The organism is Capnocytophaga sputigena (assembly GCF_900446695.1).
In the GTDB taxonomy this organism is placed as follows: domain Bacteria; phylum Bacteroidota; class Bacteroidia; order Flavobacteriales; family Flavobacteriaceae; genus Capnocytophaga; species Capnocytophaga sputigena.
In genome coordinates, this window is record NZ_UAVP01000003.1 from 532,505 (window position 1) to 555,062 (window position 22,558).

The window sequence follows — 22,558 nt, forward strand, 5'->3', positions numbered from 1 at the left end:
GTATTTATCTAGCTATTGCTAGTTTATTCAACTTTAATCAGCGGCTCTATAGAGGTTGAAGTGACCCATATATTCGTGGTCGTCTTCGCCTTCTTCGTGGGTTTTGAGGATATACCAATAGTCGCCTGTTGGTAATTCCTTGCCGTTATAACGACCGTCCCAAGTTTGTCCTGAACGCAAAGTGGTGATATAACGTCCGTAACGATCGTAGATGTCTACCGTTAGATTTGGATAACTGCGGTATCTATCTGGATCCCAACCATCGTTCTGTCCGTCGCCGTTTGGCGTGAAGAAGTCTGGTGGTACTGACTTCATATACTCTTTCTCTATAGTGAGCGTTGAACTACAGCCATTAGCATCGGTTACCTCTACTACTACTGTTTTGTACACTCTATTACCTACCACTCGTGTGGTTGGATCGGTTGAACGCAACATATACTCGTTAGTACCATTGGTAAAGCCATTGAAGTAATAAATGTACTGCGTTGAGTTTCCGCCCTTAGCTTGTACCTTTATCGTATTGATAGATCGTGGATCACTCTTATCTTCTAATTCTAATCCTGGATAACGGGTCAAGCTTACTGTTTCTCCATATACTTTTGTACAATATGGCGCTCCTGGATAAGATTGATATTGTACCGTAAGGGTGTATTGTCCCGTTGGAATAGTTCTCGTATAAGCATACTTACCTTCATATCTATCAAAGGCTATCATTGGTGATCCACCTAATGAGTACTGCATATTCCTTATCTGATTTTCATCAGCGTATGGGAACTCTATGCGCAAGTAACTTGTAGTATAAGTAGTCGATACTGTTGAACAGTTGAACATCGTCTTGACATTCATCTCGAGATTTGGTGCTTTTGGCACTGTTATCTCTAAGGTTTGTGAACAGTTACCATCGTTGTACTCTAAGAGATAAACTCCTGCTACATTGGTTTGTGTATATACCGCTCCTGCTGTAGCTAAAGTACCATTGGTTACTGTGGTGCCTGAGGCTGTTTTAATCGTAAAGTTATACGGTGCTCTACCGCCTCGGATACTAAAGCTCAAGCTACCATCATTGGCTTGGTAACAAGTTTCGGATACTGTTGAGGCTGTTGCTTTCAACAACTCTGGTTCCTCTATTGTGAAGCTTTGTTCTAATTCACAGTTTATCTCGCCATTAGATCTCACTTTCACCGTATAGATACCTGCCGATAAACCGGTATACTTGCTTACTCCATCGAACGTACCTGCCTCTGGGGTAATGGTATAAGTGTAACTATTAGTTGCTCCACTTACCGCAAAGGTTATCGTACCATCATTTATTCCATAACAACTCATATCGGTTTTCGTTGCTGTGGTGGCTGTAAGACTATTGTAAGCCGTTACATTGACTGTAAGGGTAGTGGTACATCCATTGAGGTGGGTAAAGGTGATGCTGTGAACCCCTGCTGTTACTCCTGTAAATTTACCTGAGTTTTGTGGCGCTCCACCATCTAAACTGAAGCTTACCGCTCCTGTGTAGCTAGCATTCACCGTTGCATTAATGGTGTTCACTACTGTATTGTTACCACAACCGTAGCTTACCGTTGCTGTAGCTTGCAAGTCTACTCCTTCTTTGATAGTTACTGGCACTTCTGTTGTACAAGAACGTGCATCTTTTACCGTAATGGTGTGAACTCCTACCGATAAACCTGTATACAAGGTCTTATCTACTGTCCAAGCGCCTCCATCAATTGAAGTGCTATAAGACTGTGTTCCTCCTGTAATGGTAATCGATACTGTACCATCTCCTGCTCCATAACATACCTCATCGGTTTGTTTGTGGATTACTGCATTCAATACATCGGGTTCGTGGATGGTAAATACTTCATCTACAAAACAGCCATTCTTATCTTGTGCTCTTACTACATACTGTCCTCTACCTAAATTCGTGAAGTAACCTTCGGATACAAATCGATCTAATCGAGGACTGATAGCATATTGTACATCGCCTGCACCTCCAGTTACCGTCATTGAGATGGTACCATCACGCATTGCGTTACAAGTGATATCGGTTGTAGCTGTTGCTACTGTAAAGGCTGGTGATTCATCTACATCTACTGTTCTAGATACAGTACAGTCTACGCTGATGACCTCTACTTGGTAACTACCTTTATTCAAGCCTGTAAATGCCCAGTCGGTCGCGTTTACTTGGGTAGCACTAGCCGTAGTTGAGTGTACGCCTGATTTGTACAATTTGTACTGATAGTTACCCAATGCGCCCGTTGCCGAGAAGGTAATACGCGCTGAACTTTCTCCATTACATTTTACAAAGGCATCCTCTGTATTTACGTGTAACTGTAGTGGTTCTAAGGCTGTAATACTTACTTTGTTAGATACTTTAGATCTACATCCTTTACTATCGGTTACATAGAACTCGTAGTCACCTAATGGCTGACCTCCGTTACCTACCTGGATGCTATTGCCTGCCAATGGGGTAGCATTACCTACTTGGTAGTAAGTATAAGGTGGTGTTCCTCCTGTAACAGTAATCGATACAGTGGCTGGGTTGTTACAAGTAAGCGGACTAGCGATACTTGCTACTACTCCAAGTTCTGATGGCTCATCAATGGTTATTTCTACTTGGGCATCACAACCCCAACCATCGATGATGTTCAGTACATACGTACGGGCATCTAAGCCGGTGAAGGTGGTACTGGTTTGTGCTCCACGTACTATCGCGCCTCCTAACTCTTTAAGCTCATAAGTATAGTTACCGCTGCCTCCACTGATGCTTTGTACTGTAATGCTGCCTTCGCGGGCTCCAAAACAAGTCACATCGGTATGGGTTACATTGGCACTTATTGGCGCTGGTGCTGCCATTACTTGGGTGAGGGTAGCCACACAGCCATTCTCATCTTTTACTTCTACTGTATAGGTATTAGATACCAATCCTTCGAAGAGGCTTGTGATGGTATAAGTTCCATACTTGCTATGAGGTGCTCCTCCTACAAGTAATCGGTACTGATAGTTACCCCATCCACCTGTTGTCTCTACACTAAAGGCTCCGGTTTGACCTATACCACACTTGATGCGGTCAGTAACTGTTGGGGTAGCGGTAATAGTGGTTGCTGGTTCGGATACCATTACCACTGAACTGGTTACTGTACAGTTCGGTGCAGTTGTTTGAACCATTCTCACCACATAGCTACCTTTGGCAAGACCGCCTATAACTATTGTTCTTGTTGCTGCTCCGCTACCTATCTGTGTTTGTACTGTTCCTGCAGTTCCTGGTGCTGGAGCTAAAGTTGTAGCATTGAACACTTGGTAAGTAATCGCGCCTTGGTAACCACTGAAAGTTACTGTGATTTCTCCATTGCTATCGCCCACACAGCTCACTGGCTTGCTTTGTGCAGCACTTACTTCCATCGTTCTGTATTCGTTTACAGTGTGAGATACTGTTGCATAGCAGCCTGTATCTCTATCGGTTACTTTAATAGTGTAGTAACCTGCTGCATTGAAGTGTACCGTTGCTACATTGGTTCCTGCTGTAAGGGTTTGTGTTGATGGCGTTGGCGTTGCCACACTACCATTGGCTGTTACCTCTACTATATAACCGAGGTTCTTACCTCCTACTATAGTGAAGTTCACTGTTTCGGATTGGTTACAACTCAAGGTTGATATACGGGTAGCATTCACCGCGCTGATGCGTTGTAGTGGTGGTACTACCATTGGAGTATAGACTGCTCTACAACCATTAGCATCCTCTACATTCACTATCACTGTTTGGGTAGCACTACCTGCACTGGTAAGACTGTATACACTGCTGTTTATCCAGCCTGAAGTGCTTGTGCTTGTTCCATCAAATACTTGATAGTTGTATTTGTAAGGTTGTGTACCGCCTTGGGCTACTGCCGAGATAATCGCTTGTTGAGCGTTGTTATCGGTATCGCACTTGTAGTGGGTGGTTACCGTGGTGGTATTGCTCACTATCAAGGCTGCTGGTGCACCTATAATTATCGTTTGAGTAGCTGTACAGTTGCGTGCAGAGGTGAGTGTTACCGTGTAAGTACCTGCTGGCATAGCTATAAACTCTATGTCCTTAGGTGTGGTGTTCACCGTTTCACTGCGGGTAAAGCCGCCGCTACCTACTATATTGATTTGATAATCGGTTTGGGTTTGTGTACCTGGTATGGTAATTTTTAGCTTACCATCACTGCTGCCATTACAGCTTACTGCTGTAGTGGTGTAAGTGAAGCTCACTGTCGCTGCATCGGTTACTGCAAAGGTGTGGGTTTGGGTAGGACAACCCGTTGCTACATCGTATACCGATACTTCATAATTACCTGCCGGTACATTGGTAAATCCGTTGGTAGTGGATGTTGTGCTCACTCCTGTAGTTACGTTCTTAAGGGTATAACGCAAACTTGGTGAATCGCCTCCTGCATAGGTTACACTAATCGTTGCGCCCGTTGCTGGGGTACAAGTTACTTGCTTGATAAAGCGTACGCCTACTCCTTCTACCGGTTCGTACAAGGTTACCGATTGGGTGAGTGTGGTGGTACAACCCCAAGAATCGGAGATGGCTACTTGGTAATTACCTGCACTTAAGTTTTGGAACTCGGTGCTGGTTTGAGCTCCGCCTTGTGCCACTCCATCTTTGATGAGTTGATACAAGTAGTTCGCTCCTTCTCCTCCCGTTACACTTCTCACACCTATAGCGCCCGTACCATTAGTACAGTTCGCATGGGTTACCGTAAGTGTACCACTGATAGTGGTTGGCGTAGCTATCGTTACCGTATTGCTAAGTGTTGTAGCACAACCATTGTTGTCTTTTACCAATACTCTATAAGTTCCTGGGGTTAAGCCTGTGCGTACACTTGTATTTGTCCACACTTCTAAACCTGCGGCTGCTTGACCTATATAGTACTGATAAGTACCCCAACCTCCTGTTACATTCTCTATAGCTATCTCTCCACTGTTGTAAGTAGGTGCACTCGCACAAGTGGCTTGATGTACTGTAACACTTGCTGTGATAGCCGATGTTGGCTCTTCTATCTTGAAGCTATAGGTTTGCTCACAAGCTGTATTATTGTCTTTTACTGTTACTGTATAGGTATTTGGTGCTAAACCTGCTATGTTGAAGGTAGCTGTTGTTCCCGTTGCTGTAAATGGTGCCGCAGGGGTTATGGTTCCTGCTGATGGGCTCACTGTTACATTATAAGCGTGACCATTTACTGTATTGCTAAGGGTAAAGGTAGCTGTTCCATTGTTTGCACCTTTACAACCTACATTCTTCACTTGTGGGTTTACTATGCTAAAGTTGTTTGGATTAGGCGAGATGTACAACTTGCTCGCTATACAGCCTGTCGCTCTATTGGCTACCCAGAACGTATAAGTTCTGTTAGGTGCTATGGTAAAGCTATTGCTTGTTTGCCAGCCACCTGCTGTTGGGGTAAGGGTTCCCGCTGGGGCGGTTGCTCCTTGATAGTACAACAACTGACCTGTAAATGGCGCTCCTGAACTTTGTTTAGCATTGATAGTAATAGTTTCACTCGCGTTACAAGTTCCTGTAGCAGTTACCGCAAAGTCGATCTTATCAACATCGAAGGCTTCGAACGGTTTGATCACCACTGAGGTTTGGGTGCTACATCCATTGGCATCAATAGCCGTGATGGTTACAATACCTCCTGCGGTATTACCTATGCTAAAGCTATTGCCGGTTCCTGATACAGTACCGTACAAGTACTCTATTCTATAAGGTGATGTTCCTCCTTGTACTGCACCACTTGGCACTGTGATTTCTGCTTGTTGTACGCTTCCTGAACTACCACAACTAAACTCGCGTTTGTTGTTCTCTATAAGCGTTTTGCTAAGGGTAAGAGCAGTTGGCTCTTTCACCGTAGCTGTATAAGTGTTTTGACAGCCATTAGCCGTTACAGTAATGGTGTATAAACCGGCTTTGACATTTGTTATCTCTCGGTTAGTACCCACTGCTGGGGTTACACCTCCAGGTCCTTGTACTGCATAAGTAAAGGCTACTCCTAAGGCTGCTGTATTGCGTTCGGTGATATAGATCACCCCATCGCTACCGCCTGCACAAGTTACTGATTTTACCGAAGTGGTAATCTCTGGTCTCTCGGCTGCATTGACTGTAATTGACCTTGTGAAGGTGTTACAAGCGCTCGGTGCGTTCTTATCTTTTACTGTTACTGTATATACACCTACATTCGTTACATTGAAGGTAACTTTGTACTCTCCTGCTACTTGTGGGATTGCAGCTGGGGTTGTTGTCGTACCTCCTGGACTGGTATAGGTATATTCGTAGTTGCCTGAACCATTGTCTACTTTTACAGTGATTCCAGCAGCTCCTCCTGTACATCCTAATGGAGTGGTTAAAGCTACACTTGCCTCTAAAGCATTGGTGATGCTCACCGTTTTAGTAGCTATACAACCTGTAGCTTTATCACGGATTTGTACATCGTATGCTCCTGCTACCAAGTTACCAAATACATTGCTGCTTTGATAACTGATACCACTATCGATAGAGTACTCATAGCCTGCAATCTCTGTCGCTGGTGCTGGCGTTACTACTCCTAAAGGTCCTGTTTTAGCTTGTGGCTGGATGGTGAGTGTATATTGACCATCAGCACAACCTACTATTGGAGTGGCTGCAATATCTGGAGCTGGGGTTACCGTAAAGGTATAAGTACCTAACGGAGCCTTACAACCATATTGGTCTTCCATCTCTAATTTTACTCCAAAAGTAGTTGCTGGATTTGGATATTTTGGCATCGCTGGAGTTGCGATATTTTCTTTTACTATCTGTACTCTTGAACTACCTGTAACTATTGGTGCTCTAAATGTTACACCCGCTGTTATTGGGGTTACAGTATAGCGATAAGTACCTCCACCACCTGTAGGTCGCAAGATCTCTAATACTCCATCACTGCTACAAGTAATCGTTGCTGTTTGTGATACAGTAGCTGAAAGTGTTGCTAACTCTCTGATGTAAAGGTCTCTACTACCCCACTCGCAATTAGTACCTTCTTTTACTATCACATAGTAAGTTTTATTAGGTGCTAAAGCATAAGGTCCTGCAGGGGTGATAGTTGTAGCATCTTGTCCTACTCCTGGCATTACTGCTGTACCTGTATGTACTACAGTACCTGCTGTTAAACCTGGTTGTCTTTCATATATCGTCCAATTAAGAGTTGCTCCCGTGCTAGCACTTGTATAAGAAGCGCTACGGTGGATCTTAATGGTTGCCTGACTGCTACTTGCTCCGTTACAAGCTGGATTGGCTATCAATGTTGCCGTCATCGCTGGTGTGGCTACATTAGCATAGATATCTTGCGTGTACTCGGTTTCACAACCAATATTATCTTTTACTCCAAAGGTGTAAGTACGTCCTACTACCAAGCCCGTAAACACATACGTACGTGAATTTGCTGGTGTAGGTGTTAGATAAGCTCCGCCATTTACATTGAATAGGAATGGAGCTGCTCCTACTCCCGTAGGTACTGTTACCGTTGCTGTGAAGTATTGTGTACCTGCCACTGTACAGTTATAAGTAAATTTATCTATATTCGTAGTTACACTTAATGTCGCTAATGGTTTAGGTACTATATAAGCACTCGCGGCTGTAATACATACATCAGCACCTGCAAGGGTTTGACGTGTGGCGAAACGAACTTGTAATGTAGTACCTGGTTTGGTGTTGTACACACCTGCTGAGACAGCTGGCGCATCGTAAGGGTTCGATGGCATTGGATGCCAGCTAGCTCCATTATCAAAGCTATAGTATACATTGTTACCGCTTGCTCGATAAGCATTCCAAGTCTCAGTGGTCATACTCAAAGTGAGTGTTGCTGCGCTTCCTGCTGTTAAACATCCACCGCCATTAGTTGATACACTGATGCTCGCTGTAAGTGCTGGCATATCGGCTAAGGTGATGCTTTGGGTTGTGCTACAGCCGTATTTATCAGTTAATGTTACTGAGTAAACGCCTGCCGCTACATTGGTAATCGTATAGCTACTACCTGCAATACCTGTGTAGTTGGCTATCACTGGTGTGCCTGCTTTACCATAACTTACCTTGAAGTTGCCATCGCCTTTGATATTACCCAATACGATCTTACCAGTTGCTGAACCTTGACAAGTAGGCGTTACTGTCGCCGCTGTAAAGGCTACATTGTCCGCTTTCTTCACCACTACTTGGTGGGTTTTCACACAAGCTGCTGAACGTACATATACTATCCAAGTCTCTGATGCTGCCGTAAAATTAGGTACATCAAAGCTTCTTGCTGTACTGCTGTATTCACTATCAGTAGGGGCTGGATCGCCTTGTTTCTTATAAGCGTATTCTATCGTGCCATTACCGCCTGATGCTGTTACTTCTATCTTACCTTTCTTACAACTTTGGTCTGTTACTTTCACTGTGCTGTTAAGTGATGGGTAAATACGCACCTGAGTGGCAGTACTACAACCATAACTATCCGTAACTGTAACACTATAGCTGCCTTGGGTAAGACCCGTAAAGGTGTGCGTAGTGGCGCCTGCTGCTAAACTTATAGCAGCATTGTTATTTAATTTTACTTTATAACCTCCGTTACCTTGAGTGATTTTTACGGCTATCTCTCCATTGTTGTTGTTTGAATAACAAGTGGTTGCCGAAGTGGTAAAGGCTACAGTGGTAGGGGTTGTTACCGTAAAGATTCCTGTGAGCTGTACGTTACAACCATTCTTATCTACCACTCTAAAGGTAGGCGTACCTGGTGCTACTCCCGTAAAGACATTGCTTGTTTGGGTAGTTACATTGCTGCCTACTTGATAGATATAGGTATATGGTGGCGTACCTCCGCCCGCTGTAAGCGTTACTCGTGCTTTGGTGTTGTTTGAACACATCGCTGGCTCGCTAATAGTTGCTGTGAGGGTAAGCTGATCAGGCTCGGTGATGGTTACCGTACGAACTATTCCACAAGTACGGTTCGAAAACTTGATGGTATTAACTCCTGGTCTAAGACCATCTACCTCGAAGGTTGGCGCGGTAATCTCGGTGGTATAACCTGCTCCTGAACGTAGCGCTCCATTTACCTCGGTAATGCGATAACCCGCACCTCCTAAGTTCTCCATCTTGAAGGTTACCTTACCGGTTTGTGCTCCCTTACAAGTAGCGTGTGTGATGCTCACTACACTGGCTTTGAATTCTTTGCCTGATGGAACTACTACTTGTTTGGTGATCTCTTGCTCGCAAGATTTTGCTTCTTGGTAAACAATTATATCATCTATAGCAAAATCGTTACCTCCTGCTCCTACTGTTAAATTTCTAAATTCTATTCGGAAAGAGGTTGCAGCGCCTGGATTTAACTCTCCTGAGAATTCTTGCCAATCTAAATCGTGTTGGTTATCGCGAAGAATTCCTGATGTTGTTCTTGCTAATATATTATTGCTAGCATCTACTAAACTTACTTGTATATTAGGTCGTATGATAGGACTATGGCATTCTGCTTTCTCTAAACTATACAAATATACTTTAAATTTAACTGGCTGATTAGGCACTACATCTTGTACCTCTTTGTAATAGAAACGTGTACCGCCTGGTGCTACTACTCCATTATTCATTACAAAGAATCTTCCTTGTGCATCTGTTCCATTGCTTGTATGGTCTTTTGGCATTCTCCAACACCAACCTGGACAAGGATATGCGCCTGCTTGATTGGCAATTGCATAAGTTCCTTCCTCTAAACAGCCTGTAAGTTTACAAGTCCAATTTGATGGTACTATTGACGCTAAACAAGTTGTAGGACCTGAACCAAAACTTTCTTCTATCAATATACTTGAAGCTGGAAGATTGGTATCTTTATATTTGATTGTTACTGTATAACTACCTGGGGTTAAGCCTGTAATGGTAGCGGTTGTACCCGTAGCGGTTTTGCCACCTATCTCATACGTATAATCGTAAGTGGTAGGAGTACCCGTAAAGCGTACTGTTGCCTTACCATCACAATCATAACTTGTTATTGTGTAAGTGGTTCCTGTAGGCTCTGATATTCTCGCTGTTACCGTTACTGTCATTCCTAACTCACATCCATTGGCATCTTTTATATATACCCTATGGGTACCTGCTGGCAACCAAGCTACTTTGCTGCTGCCATAATTTCCATCAAACTTGTATTGATATGGTGGAGTACCTCCACTTGGATTGGTAATGCGTACCTCTGCCTTATCTTTATTGGCTCCTGTTCCTCCACATCCTATAAGTTGTGATACTCCTGCAAAAGCTTGCAATGGATTTGATGGCTGTGCTATAGTAGCATTTTTAGTGGTTTCGCAATTGTTCGCATCTACTACTTTTATAGCGTATGTTTTTGCTGACAAGTTGTTGAAAACTAATTGGCTGCCTTTAGCTACTCCGTCTAAAAATACTTTATAAGGCGCTTTGCCTCCTGATATTGTTAAGGATATAGTTCCATTATTAGCTCCATAACAACCTACTGTGGTTGTACTTACTGTTACTGTTGGCGCTACTGCAGATGTTAATGTAGCACTGCCTGTAACTATACAACCTTTGCTATCGGTTATTTCGATAGTATAAGCTCCTGGAGTTGCTGTTTTATAAGTAGCTGTATTGTTGGCAGGGACATTCTGAGCGGTTTGTATTACCGTTCCGCCTGCATTTTTCACAACAAATTTATAAGGTGCATAACCGTCTTTTACCTTAAGAGTAATCTCTCCTTGGTTGGCTGGGGCTGCGTTACAAGAGATGTCTTTTGAAATAACTGCACCCGTACCATCTATTGCAATAGGACGATTGATTTTTACGGTGTAAGAAGCACGGCAACCATAGCCATCTGTTACGGTGATAGTGTGCGTACCTATACCGAGATTATCAATCACGTAATTATTACTATAACCTTGTCTTGTGGCAACCACTGTGGAACCATTCACTTGGAATGTAAGAGGCTCTGTAAGACTCTGGAAAGGAGCACTATTAGGTGTAGTAACAACATCTAATAGAATTTCTACTTTACCATTAGCTCCTGTTATATTACAGAAATTATTAGTAGTAGGGTTTGTTGTACCTGTAACGGTAAGCTGTTTAGGGGCATATACTATACTTTCAATAACGCTCTTTCTCGAGCAACCATTAGCATCTATTACCCCAAAGGTATAATTTCCTATTTGGGAAACGTACATTGATGTCCAAGTAGCTGTAGCTACTTGTTTAGTAGTAACTGTAACTGTACCTCTATACAAAGCGTACGTATAAGGAGGAGTTCCTCCATAACCTCTTACCTTTATTTCTGCTTTAGTAGCACCACAACCCAAAATAGCATTTAGGTTTTCTGTTGATATACTTCGAGGCTGTATAACTGTAAAGGTACGAGTAACCTCACAATTAGGGTTATTTTGTTCAGCACGGATTTTTACTGTGTGAGTTCTAGTATAGACTCCATTAAAAGTTATATTTGTCCATCTGAAAGGATTGCCCGTTGTAGCAACGAAAGCTCCACCATCTTTACTTACATAATAAGTAGATGGAGCATTTTTCAAATTAATTTGATAACTTGCGTTTCCTGGATAGCATTTAGGGTTTTCTATTTTCTCGGTAGTTGAATCCACCCCAAAAGCCTTGTCATTGGCTACATTTACTGTAAGAGTATAAGTGAAGCCACAAGCCTCAGGTTCTTGATAGAGGTAGATATCATCTAACACCAAGTCGTTACCTCCTAATACAATGTTATTAGATCTAACAACGGCATATAAGACTGTATTATTACCTGGATTTAAATCTACATTAAATTCTTCCCAGATATCATTATCATTGACACCTCTACCACGTATATAGCCTATAGGTTTAGAGACTAATGCGGCAGAAGATCCTGTTGTTATATCAGCTTCGTTTTTGTAGAGTTCTAAGGTAAGATTAGGGTCGGTAGAAGGTCCCCATTGACCATTACCAACGTTTAAGTTGAAAGCAGCAATAGAGAAACGTATAGGTTTGTTAGGCAATATATCGGTCATTTTACGACTATACATTACTCCACCTATACCTACAGCACTTCCGACATTGATAAACAACATTCTACCGTTAGTTATACGTGCACCATTGACACGGGTATGGTCGTTAGGGCGGCGAGGGAAGTGGTTAGGGTTTAAGCGTGCTGCCACAGCATATTGCGCATCGTGTAAGTAGGCTATTTGATATTGATTTTGGGTACCTCCTAAAGCATTGTACAAAGGATTAGAGTAATCTTGAGGTTGGAAGAAATATACAGGTGCGATATAAGGAGTTTTAGCGTGAGCGCCAGCACCGAAGTCTTCTAGGAAGAGTACATTTTTGCTTGGAGGATTAGCATCAGCATATTTGATTGTAATAGTATGAGTACCTGGTGTAAGGTTTCGGAGAGTTTTGGAAGAAGTAGCTACCCCATCAACTATATAAGTATAGGTGTAAGTACTTTTGTTGCTATCAATAGTAACTGTACCACGTCCTTGACAATCATAAGTAATTATAGAAGGTGTAAAAATAGGTTCTGTGATTTTATTAGGTACAATTACTTTGAGGTTTGTACGAGCACAACCTGCGGCATCGCGTACTGATAGGTTATAAGAACCTGGGGCTAACCAACGAGCTGTTTCGGTAGCTGTCCAACCACGACCATCACCGAAGTTATACTCGTAAGGAAGTTGCCCTCCTTGTACGTTAGAGAAACGTACTAAGGCTTTATCTTCATCAGCACCCGAACCACAACCTACTAATTTTTCTACTCCCGCTGAAGCGATGAGGTTGTTGTTGCCTCCTGTACCAATGGTTACAGAGCTGGTTACGGTACAAGCAGCAATGCTACCATACTTATAACGGAAGACGGTGTTATAGGTTCTACCTGGTGTTACGGTAAATTCGCGACCTGATTGGAAGGTAGTACCACCATCGACACTGTAGTCGTAAGTATAACTTACTGTACTTTGAGGTTCGCTGAAGGTGATAACTCCATTAGCACCACAGTTGATGAGTTTACCAGTTACATTGCTTGTAGCAGTAGGGAGGGCTGTAACGGTAACAGTTTCCTGCACGGTACAGTTGTTCGCATCTACCACTTTGGCGGTAAATGTACCTGCTGCTGACAAGGTGAATGTATAAGTTGATTGATGTGTACCACTCAAGTTTATACCATTGCCTGTAATCTGGAAGTTATAACCATAAGATGCTTTTTTACCACCTGTAGCTGTGAGGACTACTTTTGCAACACCACACATTAAAGGTTGTGCCGCAGTAGCCGTCATTTTAAGTTGGTTGTTATCACTCACTATCACTGATTTGGCTGGCAAACAAGTGGCATCGATATCTTCAGAAGTTACCTGCACGAAGTAATTGCCTGCGGGTTGTGCAGGGAAAGTGTAGGTAGTGCTGCTGACTGTTTTGGTATCAAGCACTAAGCCAGTGGCACTTCCTTTACGGAGGGTAAAGGTGAATGGAGGGTAAGCATCGGAAATTATAGCCTGAATAGTAGAGGTCTCACCTTTACAAAGAATCTCGCTATGAGATACTGAAAGTGCAGGGGTGCGTTGTTTGATCACTACCTCTTCGCTGAAAACACAAGGCAACATTGTATTGCTCACTGTGTTTTGTTTGATGAGTACAGTGTAACCCCCAGGGGTAGCAATTTCAAACTCTGGGTTGGTTTGATAATTAGTTACTGTAGTAGTTCCTTTTTTAAGGGCAAATTTATATTGAGTGTTGTTCACCCCTGTTATGGTGATTTTACCTTTGCTATTACAGATGATATCCTTGACATCTACTTTATAGGTAAGGTTGTTTTTGGTTACCTTAAAATAATAGGTAGAGACACAGTTATTTTGGAAAGTTACTGTTAGGCGATAATCGCCAGCCTCAGTAATTACATAGTCGTTAGTGGTGGTTGTAGCTTTGGTTACCCAATTACAACCATACGTATTTTCTAAAACAGGGCATTCTTTATCGTGAGTAGATGGAATATTACAATTGTCACGTTTTTGCCAAGTATAGTTTTTGGCATTAGTCAATCCGAGGTTGATTACCGCTTTGGCATTTGCCCCACAAAGATAGAGTTGTGGATACACCACCCCATTATCTGGACAAGTATAGACCTCTTGCGCAAAAGGAATAAGCGGGTGCTGACTGAGTGACTGGGCGTGAGTTTTTACGGTGATTTCCTCAACACGTGTTTGGCAATTGTTAGCACCAGTACGGGATTTTTCGACACGGTATACTCCAGGTGCATTGACTGTAATTTCTTGGTTGTTACCAGAAATATTAGTCCACCCTGTTTGACCAAGTGCTTGGAATTTCCATTTGAAAGTATCGTAATTACCGTAGAAAATACCATAGTCCTTACCTGCTATTTTAGCAATAGGGTGGTTGTAGTCGATGCCTTGAGCTTTGATTTTTATATCATTACCACAAAGTACGGCTTCTGAGTTACAAGACGCTGTACTGATGTCACTCACTCGTACTTCAGTAGGTTTAGGTTCGCGGTCGCCACATTCGTCTAATTTGAGAGGGCTACTCACGTTGAAATCAGGGTAGTAGGAAAGGTTATCGGCGAAGAAGCGCGCATAGGTACGGATATATTCACTACAAGCAAAAGTAGTGAAGTCACAATCGTTTGTAGTTACTTTGAGATGGAATTTTACGATAAACTCTTTACCAGGAGCCAAAGTTCGCTGCCCTGTTCCCATAGTAGACTGTATGGAACCAAATACAGCAGGAGTATGTCCTGTTATATAATAAGCTGAATCGAAAGGACTCGCATTTGCTCCATTTGAGAAGACTAATTCATTTTTGATAAGGTCTACATTAGGTTTTACACCTGTTTTGAGAGGCTCCAAAAGTTTGTTAGGATAGTAGAGCACAACACCAATACCAGGGAGGGCTCCTCCTTGAGAAGGACCAAAGTTAGCATCGGCTTTACCAACGTTTTTTACTTTTACTTGATAGGTGAGAACATCGCCTTTATTAACACTTTTAGGATTGTTGATGTCGGTAATGTCGGTTCCAGCGGCGTTATAGACACGGGTTTCTACCTCGAGTTTAGGCTCGTAGTTTTCTACAGAAATAGCCGTTACAATAGGAAGATATACATCGCCTGTAGCTCTTAATTTTACGTTTAAAGCATTGGTATTGTTACCTATAATAGAGTTACCAGGGTTAGGCAGTTCGAAGACATCTAAGTCAAAACCTAAATTATTGATAGAAGCAGGACGACGGGTAGATACATTGCTACCGTCGAGGGTTACTGATGAATCAAAGAAGTTATCTGTCCAATTAGGGAGAGCACTATTGGCTTGCCCCATTTTGTGACCATTTACTTCCATATAATCGCCATCCCACTCAAGCTGTCCTTCAACAGACATTACGCCCATACGGACGTTTACGGGACCTGAAGGTACGGTAGTGAAACCAGTAAGGTTCATATTTATTCCAGAACGTGTTACATACTGGAAACCATCGTAAATATTTATTTTTTTAGAAGTAACACTACTACCAGGATATTCATATACTACCAAGATAGACCAACCTCCCGATAGACCATGCATATTACGGCTCATTCCTCCAGGATTAGCAATTTCTCCATAAATATCACCTACTATATATTCACCAGTAGTTACCCCTTGGTTTTGGAGTAGATTTGTAATATCTTTAAAACAATAGTACTGTGTTGGAAATTTATTGCCTATAGTACCACTTTCATCAGCAGTAAGATCGTGATACTCATTTTTACCAGGTAGCTTGAGTTTTACTTTTCTGTAATTACTATTAGAAGTGTAACCAGACCAGTACAATGCAGCATAACGGATGCGTAATGGACAACCGTTTTGCAAAGTAGGCAAATTGAGAGTAGCCGCACTTGATTGGAATCTAGGAGCATTGGCTGCTGTAGAATTCTTATCAATATGGATATAATCAAGTGTACGGTTATTCCAAGCATTAGGATTATGTCTATAATCTCCTGGAGGGTAAGGAGTATAACGATATAGGGGATCTGTATCATCTCTATCTTTGCGATCCAATGGCTTATTAGGATCTGGATGATACCAAAATTTACCCACATCATTATTACGAAGATTGATGTTTTGGTTACCAATCATCGTAAAATCACCATTGATACTTTGACCAGAAAAATTTTGGCGCAAGCTGAAATTTTTCTGTGCAAAAGCAGTGACTGTAATAAAGAAAATTGCTAAGAAAACTGTTAGTTTTTTCATAGATATATGAGTGAATTTCTTTTTTAATTACTGAAATTGTGTAGTATTTTGACACACTTACACTTTAAGGCGCAAATGTACAATATTATTTTTACACAGAAAAAAAGTAAAAGAAATTTTAACAGAAAATTAACGATTGAAAGAAAATGAATAGGAGATATGGGATAGAAAGTAAAAGAGGTAAGAGACAAAAAACTTTTTATCTCTTACCTCTTGGCTATTAATTTACCTATTAGAGCTTTAGTTATTAATTCTTTAGATTAGAGCTCAAGGGCTTGTTTAGGATTGCCGTTCATTAGAATTTCTACAGGATTTTCGAGAGCTTCTTTTACTGCTACTAAAAATCCTACTGATTCACGTCCGTCGATGATGCGGTGGTCGTAAGAAAGGGCGACGTACATCACAGGGGCGATTACTATTTGACCATTGCGCACGATAGGGCGATCGACGATGTTGTGCATACCCAAGATACCCGATTGTGGAGGATTGATAATAGGAGTAGAAAGCATAGAACCAAATACACCACCATTGGTAATGGTAAAGGTACCTCCGGTCATTTCGTCTACCGTAATTTGTCCGTCACGAGCACGGGTTGCCAAACGTTTTACTTCTGCTTCTACACCTCTGAAAGAGAGGTTTTCGGCATTGCGAATTACGGGTACCATCAAACCTTTAGGTCCTGATACTGCTACAGAAATATCGCAGAAGTCGTAAGTAACTTTGTCTTGACCATCAATCATAGAATTGACATCGGGGAAGAGTTTAAGGGCGCGTACTACTGCCAAAGTGAAGAATGACATAAAGCCGAGCCCGACATTATGACGTTCTTTGAAAGCATCCTTATATTCATTGCGCAACTGGTAGATAGCTGTCATATCAACCTCGTTGAAAGTAGTGAGCATAGCGGTTTCGTTTTTAGCACTCACCAAACGTTCGGCTACTTTTCGGCGCAACATACTCATCTTAGCGCGGGTTTCACTGCGCACGCCACCAGTAGGTGTACCCATTGATGGTTTAGATGCTTTGAGCGCATCATTTTTAGTTATACGACCGTCTTTACCTGTACCTACTACTGTTGATGCAGGGATTTCGCGTTCGGCTAATATTTTACGAGCTGCAGGTGCGACCCGCACGGGGGGAGTAGGTTGCGCTGGGGAAGTGACTTGCACGGGAGAAGGGGCGGAAGCTGCTGGAGCTGCAGGAACCTCTTGTTTCACAGGTTGTGATGTTGAAGGGGCTGCTGATGAAGCAGCTGTTGGTGCTTTTGCTTCGGTATCGATCAAGCATACCACTTGTCCTACTTTTACAGCTTCACCTTCTTCAGCTTGCAATGTAATAATTCCGCTAGCTTCAGCAGGAAGTTCGAGGGTTGCCTTATCGGAATCTACTTCGGCAACCGCTTGGTCTTTAGTTACGTAATCCCCCGTTTTCACAAGCCAACGGGCTATTTCTACTTCGGTGATAGATTCCCCAGGTGAGGGGACTTTCATTTCTAGCATAGTTTTTTAGGTGTTAGGTGTTAGTTATTTCGTCGTTAAAAATTTTTTCAATTTTGCTAATAAGCCCTTTCGTTCTTGTTTATCATTTTGCAAGAGGGCTTCGAGTTCTTGTCGGTTGAGTGTTATAAGCATATAGTGACCATCGAGTTTTTTGATTTTGTTTTGAGGCAAACGCTCCAAAAAGGTTTTGTAATCAAGGCCATCAAGTACTTCATAAGCATTAGGGTCGTTTTCATCACCATTAATGACAACTAAACTGATACGCCATAGCTTTACGTCGTCTTGACCGAGGTTTACTTGCGTAAAATCTACAAAAGGTGGATATTTATAAGGCAAGACAGTAGGTACTCCTTGTGTAAGGGCATAAACTCCCATCACTTCCTCTTTGTCGTTACTAAAAAACTGTTGGCGTGCAATATATACATCGGGGTGTTCATATAGTTGTTTTTCTACGAGCTGACTAAATGCTTTTACTTTATCTTCGGCTTCTAATAGTTCGTTGATCATTTGCTTAGATAAACATATAGGGCGATAAACACTGAAAATATAAGCACCTTCTTCTTTATCGTCATAGCATCTGACACCAAAGCTAATATCGTGCCTATAATCGTACGTAATAGCATTGGGTTCATAGGTCTCACCCTCTTCATCAACTACATTAGTAGCCAAAGCTGTAGCTACTTTGCCAATGAATTCTATAGCTCCTAACCAATCATTTTCGGTGCTAGGGGTGAACACACGCACACCATAGTCTTGGGTTTCGGGGTCGTAAGAGACTTCAAAACCGCGACCGCTAATACCTTTTTGTCCCATTATCATACACCCCCATTCACTGATAGGGCTATGCATCACCTGAGCGTAATGTTCGTCATCTTCATCAATATTGTACTGCATAAATCCCTCACGTTGGAGGTTAAGCAATTGCTGAGGGGACATTTCCTCAGGTGCTTGGGTGTTTTTAATGTAAAAAGTTCGACTCATCTTTTGCTAGGTGTTAGGTATCAGGTGTCAGGTGTTAGGGGTTAGGTGCTAATTTAAGAGATATATCATCTAAGAAAAATAGTTTCTTTGTCTTTAAGGTTTTGTTTTTTAGCTTTTTGCGGCTTGAGTTCAATATTGATTACTCCATTCTTAGCTGCGTCACCATATTTAGCTGCGGCTTTTGTTTCAAGTTTTTCTATCTTTTTAACTCTATGTCTATCTATATTTTCCAAAATCACCTTTTTTAATTTAGCATCAAAAAGGGGGACACTATCTAATATATAGAGTGGATGATAGATTTTTTCAGATTTCTTATCAAAAGCCTTCTTCTTTGAAGGCTTAAGAGTAATTACAATCACTCCTTCTTTGGCTAAATCACCATATTTATCAGTAGCTTCTGCACCTGTAAATACCTTTATACTTTTAATTTTTTCAGGGTCTAAAACATTTAAGGCAAGCTCTCTTAGTTGGGGCTCTACAAGAGGAATGCTATCTAATACAACCAAAGCAGCAATAGGCTTTCGCTGTGCTGATACAGTTCCGATGATAAATAAACACAAGAATGTAATAATTGTTTTCATATTAACAATTTTGAGGTGTTCAAAAAAATCTATTTGTGAGGGCGTTTACAAAACGCCCTTACACAACATACTCTAAAAATGATTGATTATCAAAGTAATCAACTTTAGCAAAGGTCGTAGGACGACGAGCAATTAAAAACTTTGGCAAAGGTCGTAGGACGACGAGCAATTGAAAACTTTGACAAAAGTTGTAGCGATGGGACAGGCGAATTGCCATTCACCCCTACGGGATAAATACTTCAGCTATGGCTTGGCTGTGACGTTTGCGGTCACGAGTATGGCTACCAGAGGCAGGGGCTGCATAAGCAGGGGTACCTACATAACGCCATTTTACCAAATCAAAATTCATTAGCATATAGCCATAAGCGCCCATATTTTTTGGTTCTTCCTGCGCCCAAACAAAATCGGTGGCGTGAGCATATTTGGCAATTACTGCTTTGAGTTGCTCTACAGGCAATGGGAACAACTGCTCAATACGTACCAAGGCTATATCGTCTCTACCTAACTTTTCATGCTCGGCATAGAGGTCGTAGTAATAACGACCTGAACAGAATACTACTCGTTTTACCTTTTCAGCATTAGCGATAGGGTCGTCGAGCACTTCTTGGAAATGACCTGCTGCTAAATCGTCTACCGTTGAAATTACTTGTGGGTGACGCAACAAACTCTTAGGAGTGAATACTACTAATGGCTTGCGGAAATTTGTTTTCATTTGGCGGCGCAAGAGGTGGAAGAAGTTAGCCGGGGTAGTACAATTGGTTACATACATATTGTTTTCAGCACAGAGTTGCAAATAGCGTTCTATACGTGCTGAGGAGTGTTCAGCTCCTTGTCCTTCATAACCGTGAGGGAGTAATATCACTATACCGTCCTGAGTTTTCCATTTGCCTTCGCCACAACAAACATACTGATCAAGCATTATTTGAGCGCCATTGGAGAAGTCGCCAAACTGTGCTTCCCAAATTGTGAGTGTTCGTGGGCTTGCCATTGCATAGCCATACTCATACCCCAAGACTCCATATTCAGACAACAATGAATTATAGATATGGAAAGTACCAGTTGCCAGCTGTTTAGCTTTAAGGTCTTGCAAGAAACATACTTCTTCTTCAGTATCTTCAGTTTTAATCACAGCGTGGCGATGTGAGAAAGTACCGCGTTGTACGTCTTCCCCAGTGATGCGCACATCAAAACCTTCGGTGAGGAGCGAACCATAAGCTAATAGTTCAGCCATTCCCCAATCGATATGGTTATTAGCATACGCCTCTTTACGATCGGCGATAATCTTTTTCACTTTATTAATAAAAGGTTTATCGGCAGGCAATTCGGTAAGTACGGCAGCTATTTCGTCAAGTTTTTCTTTAGGGATAGAAGTATCTACCTTTTGTAGCATTTCCTGAGGTGAGGCAATTTCAAAGCCCTGCCATTCGGTTTGCATAAAAGGTTTTAATATCGTAAGTGGTTCTTTCCGTGAAGCTTCAAGACAAGTATCGAGATATGCTTTGTAAGCATTTTCTATTTCGGTAACATACGTTTGTTGGGTAATCCCCTCCCCTATTAGTTTTTGTGCATAGATATGGAAAGGATTGTCGTGTTTACTGATGGTTTTATACATTATTGGCTGAGAGAAACGCGGTTCGTCACCCTCGTTATGACCGTATTTACGATAGCCAAAAAGATTGATATACACATCTTTGCCAAAGGTTTGACGGTAATCGGTAGCTAAAATGAAAGCGTGTACAACAGCTTCGGCATCATCGGCATTGATGTGAAGTACAGGAGATTCGTTCATTTTTGCAATATCGGTGCAGTAGAGAGAAGAACGCGAGTCGGAAAAATTAGCAGTAAATCCAACTTGGTTGTTCACTACGATATGAACAGTACCTCCATTGGTAAAGCCACGCAAGCCGCACATCTGTACCGTTTCGTATACTATACCTTGCCCTGCAACAGCAGCATCACCGTGAATGAGTATTGGCAAGGCTTGACGTATATTTCCTTGACAGTAACGATCTTGTTTAGCGCGTGTAATTCCTCCTACGAGAGCATTAACAGCTTCGAGGTGTGAGGGGTTAGGCACTAAGTTCATATCTACTGTTTTTCCAGTGCGAGTAGTGCGATTGATAGTAATACCCAAGTGGTATTTCACATCACCATCGAACCAATCGTCCATTTCGTAATCTTTACCGTCGAACTCAGAGAATATATCTTGTGGATTTTTGTGGAATATATTAGCTAATACATTTAGTCGACCGCGGTGAGCCATACCGAGCACCACGTGTTTTACACCTTGTTCGGCAGCTGCTTCGACCATAAAATCGAGACCCGCTACAAGGCTATCATTACCTTCTAATGAAAATCGTTTTTGACCTACATATTTAGTATGAAGGAAGTTCTCAAAAGAAGCAGCTTCGTTGAGTTTTTGAAGAATTTGAAGTTTTTCTTCTTTGGAAAACTGAGTAGTATTATGGTTTTGTTGTAGTCGTTTAATGAACCACTCACGCTCTTCGGTATTGCGAATGTGTTGAAACTCTACCCCTATAGATTTACAATAGGTAGCTTGGAGTTTTTCTACAATAGTATTAAGAGTTGAAGGGGCTAAGCCTATTTCGCGAGCAGCATCGAAAGTAGTATTCAAATCGGCTGCTGTTAGTCCGTAGTTTTCGATAGCCAAAGTAGGGGTATAAGGCTCGCGAGGGCGTAGAGGGTTGATTTGTGCGAATAAGTGTCCGTTAGTGCGATAACCATTGATGAGGTTGAGCACAGCAAACTCTTTTTTGACCTTATCGAGAAGGGCAGGGTTCTCGCCGCTCGCTACTTGTTGTGCCATTACTGGTACGGCTTCTTCAACGGAAGTGCCATATTGCTCTTGGGCAAAATCAAAACCTTGGAAGAAAGCGCGCCAACTGGGTTCTACCGCATCGGGGTTTTCTAAATACTTATCGTATAAATCGCCGAAAAAAGCCGTACTTGCGGCATTCAAGAAAGAATACTTATCCATAAAATAGCAATTGTTTCGTTTGTCTTTCGTTAATAATAGGCAAAGGTAGTATTTTGTTTTGAATTAACAAGGGGATTTATATTAAAAAAAACAATATTTTTATAAATGGCTGATTTTCAATCATATTGAGAAACGAAATAAAAACACGAGTTATAAGCTCGCGCCAGCGGGGAGTTTGCATCAGCGAGAAAAACTCAGATAATCTTGGAGTGTCTCAAAGGAGGTAATACTGTTATTAGAAAAATCTATTGAATTTAATTATGTTATTTGATAAAACTATT

5 protein-coding genes are annotated in these 22,558 nt (G+C 41.9%); all 5 read right to left on the reverse strand.

Features of this window, described 5'->3' with window-relative positions; translation table 11 throughout:
- Nucleotides 1-33: 33 nt before the first annotated feature.
- Nucleotides 34-16,218: a T9SS type B sorting domain-containing protein gene (locus tag DR017_RS02670; RefSeq protein ID WP_111944738.1), complete on the reverse strand. Its 16,185-nt coding sequence runs from the start codon at nt 16,216-16,218 to the stop codon at nt 34-36.
- Between the two features lie 260 nt (nt 16,219-16,478).
- The gene (gene odhB, locus DR017_RS02675) at nt 16,479-17,717 is read right to left on the reverse strand and encodes a 2-oxoglutarate dehydrogenase complex dihydrolipoyllysine-residue succinyltransferase (RefSeq protein ID WP_002680494.1); all 1,239 of its coding nucleotides are present in this window, start codon (nt 17,715-17,717) and stop codon (nt 16,479-16,481) included.
- Nucleotides 17,718-17,741: 24 nt separating this feature from the next.
- Nucleotides 17,742-18,698 (reverse strand): DUF4299 family protein, encoded by a 957-nt coding sequence (locus tag DR017_RS02680; protein WP_002680517.1) that lies wholly within the window; start codon nt 18,696-18,698, stop codon nt 17,742-17,744.
- Nucleotides 18,699-18,763: 65 nt separating this feature from the next.
- The gene (locus DR017_RS02685; RefSeq protein WP_002680512.1) at nt 18,764-19,279 is read right to left on the reverse strand and encodes a hypothetical protein; all 516 of its coding nucleotides are present in this window, start codon (nt 19,277-19,279) and stop codon (nt 18,764-18,766) included.
- A gap of 223 nt (nt 19,280-19,502) precedes the next feature.
- A complete protein-coding gene (locus DR017_RS02690; RefSeq protein ID WP_002680464.1) occupies nt 19,503-22,277 on the reverse strand; it encodes a 2-oxoglutarate dehydrogenase E1 component in 2,775 nt (924 codons plus the stop codon).
- Nucleotides 22,278-22,558: the final 281 nt, after the last annotated feature.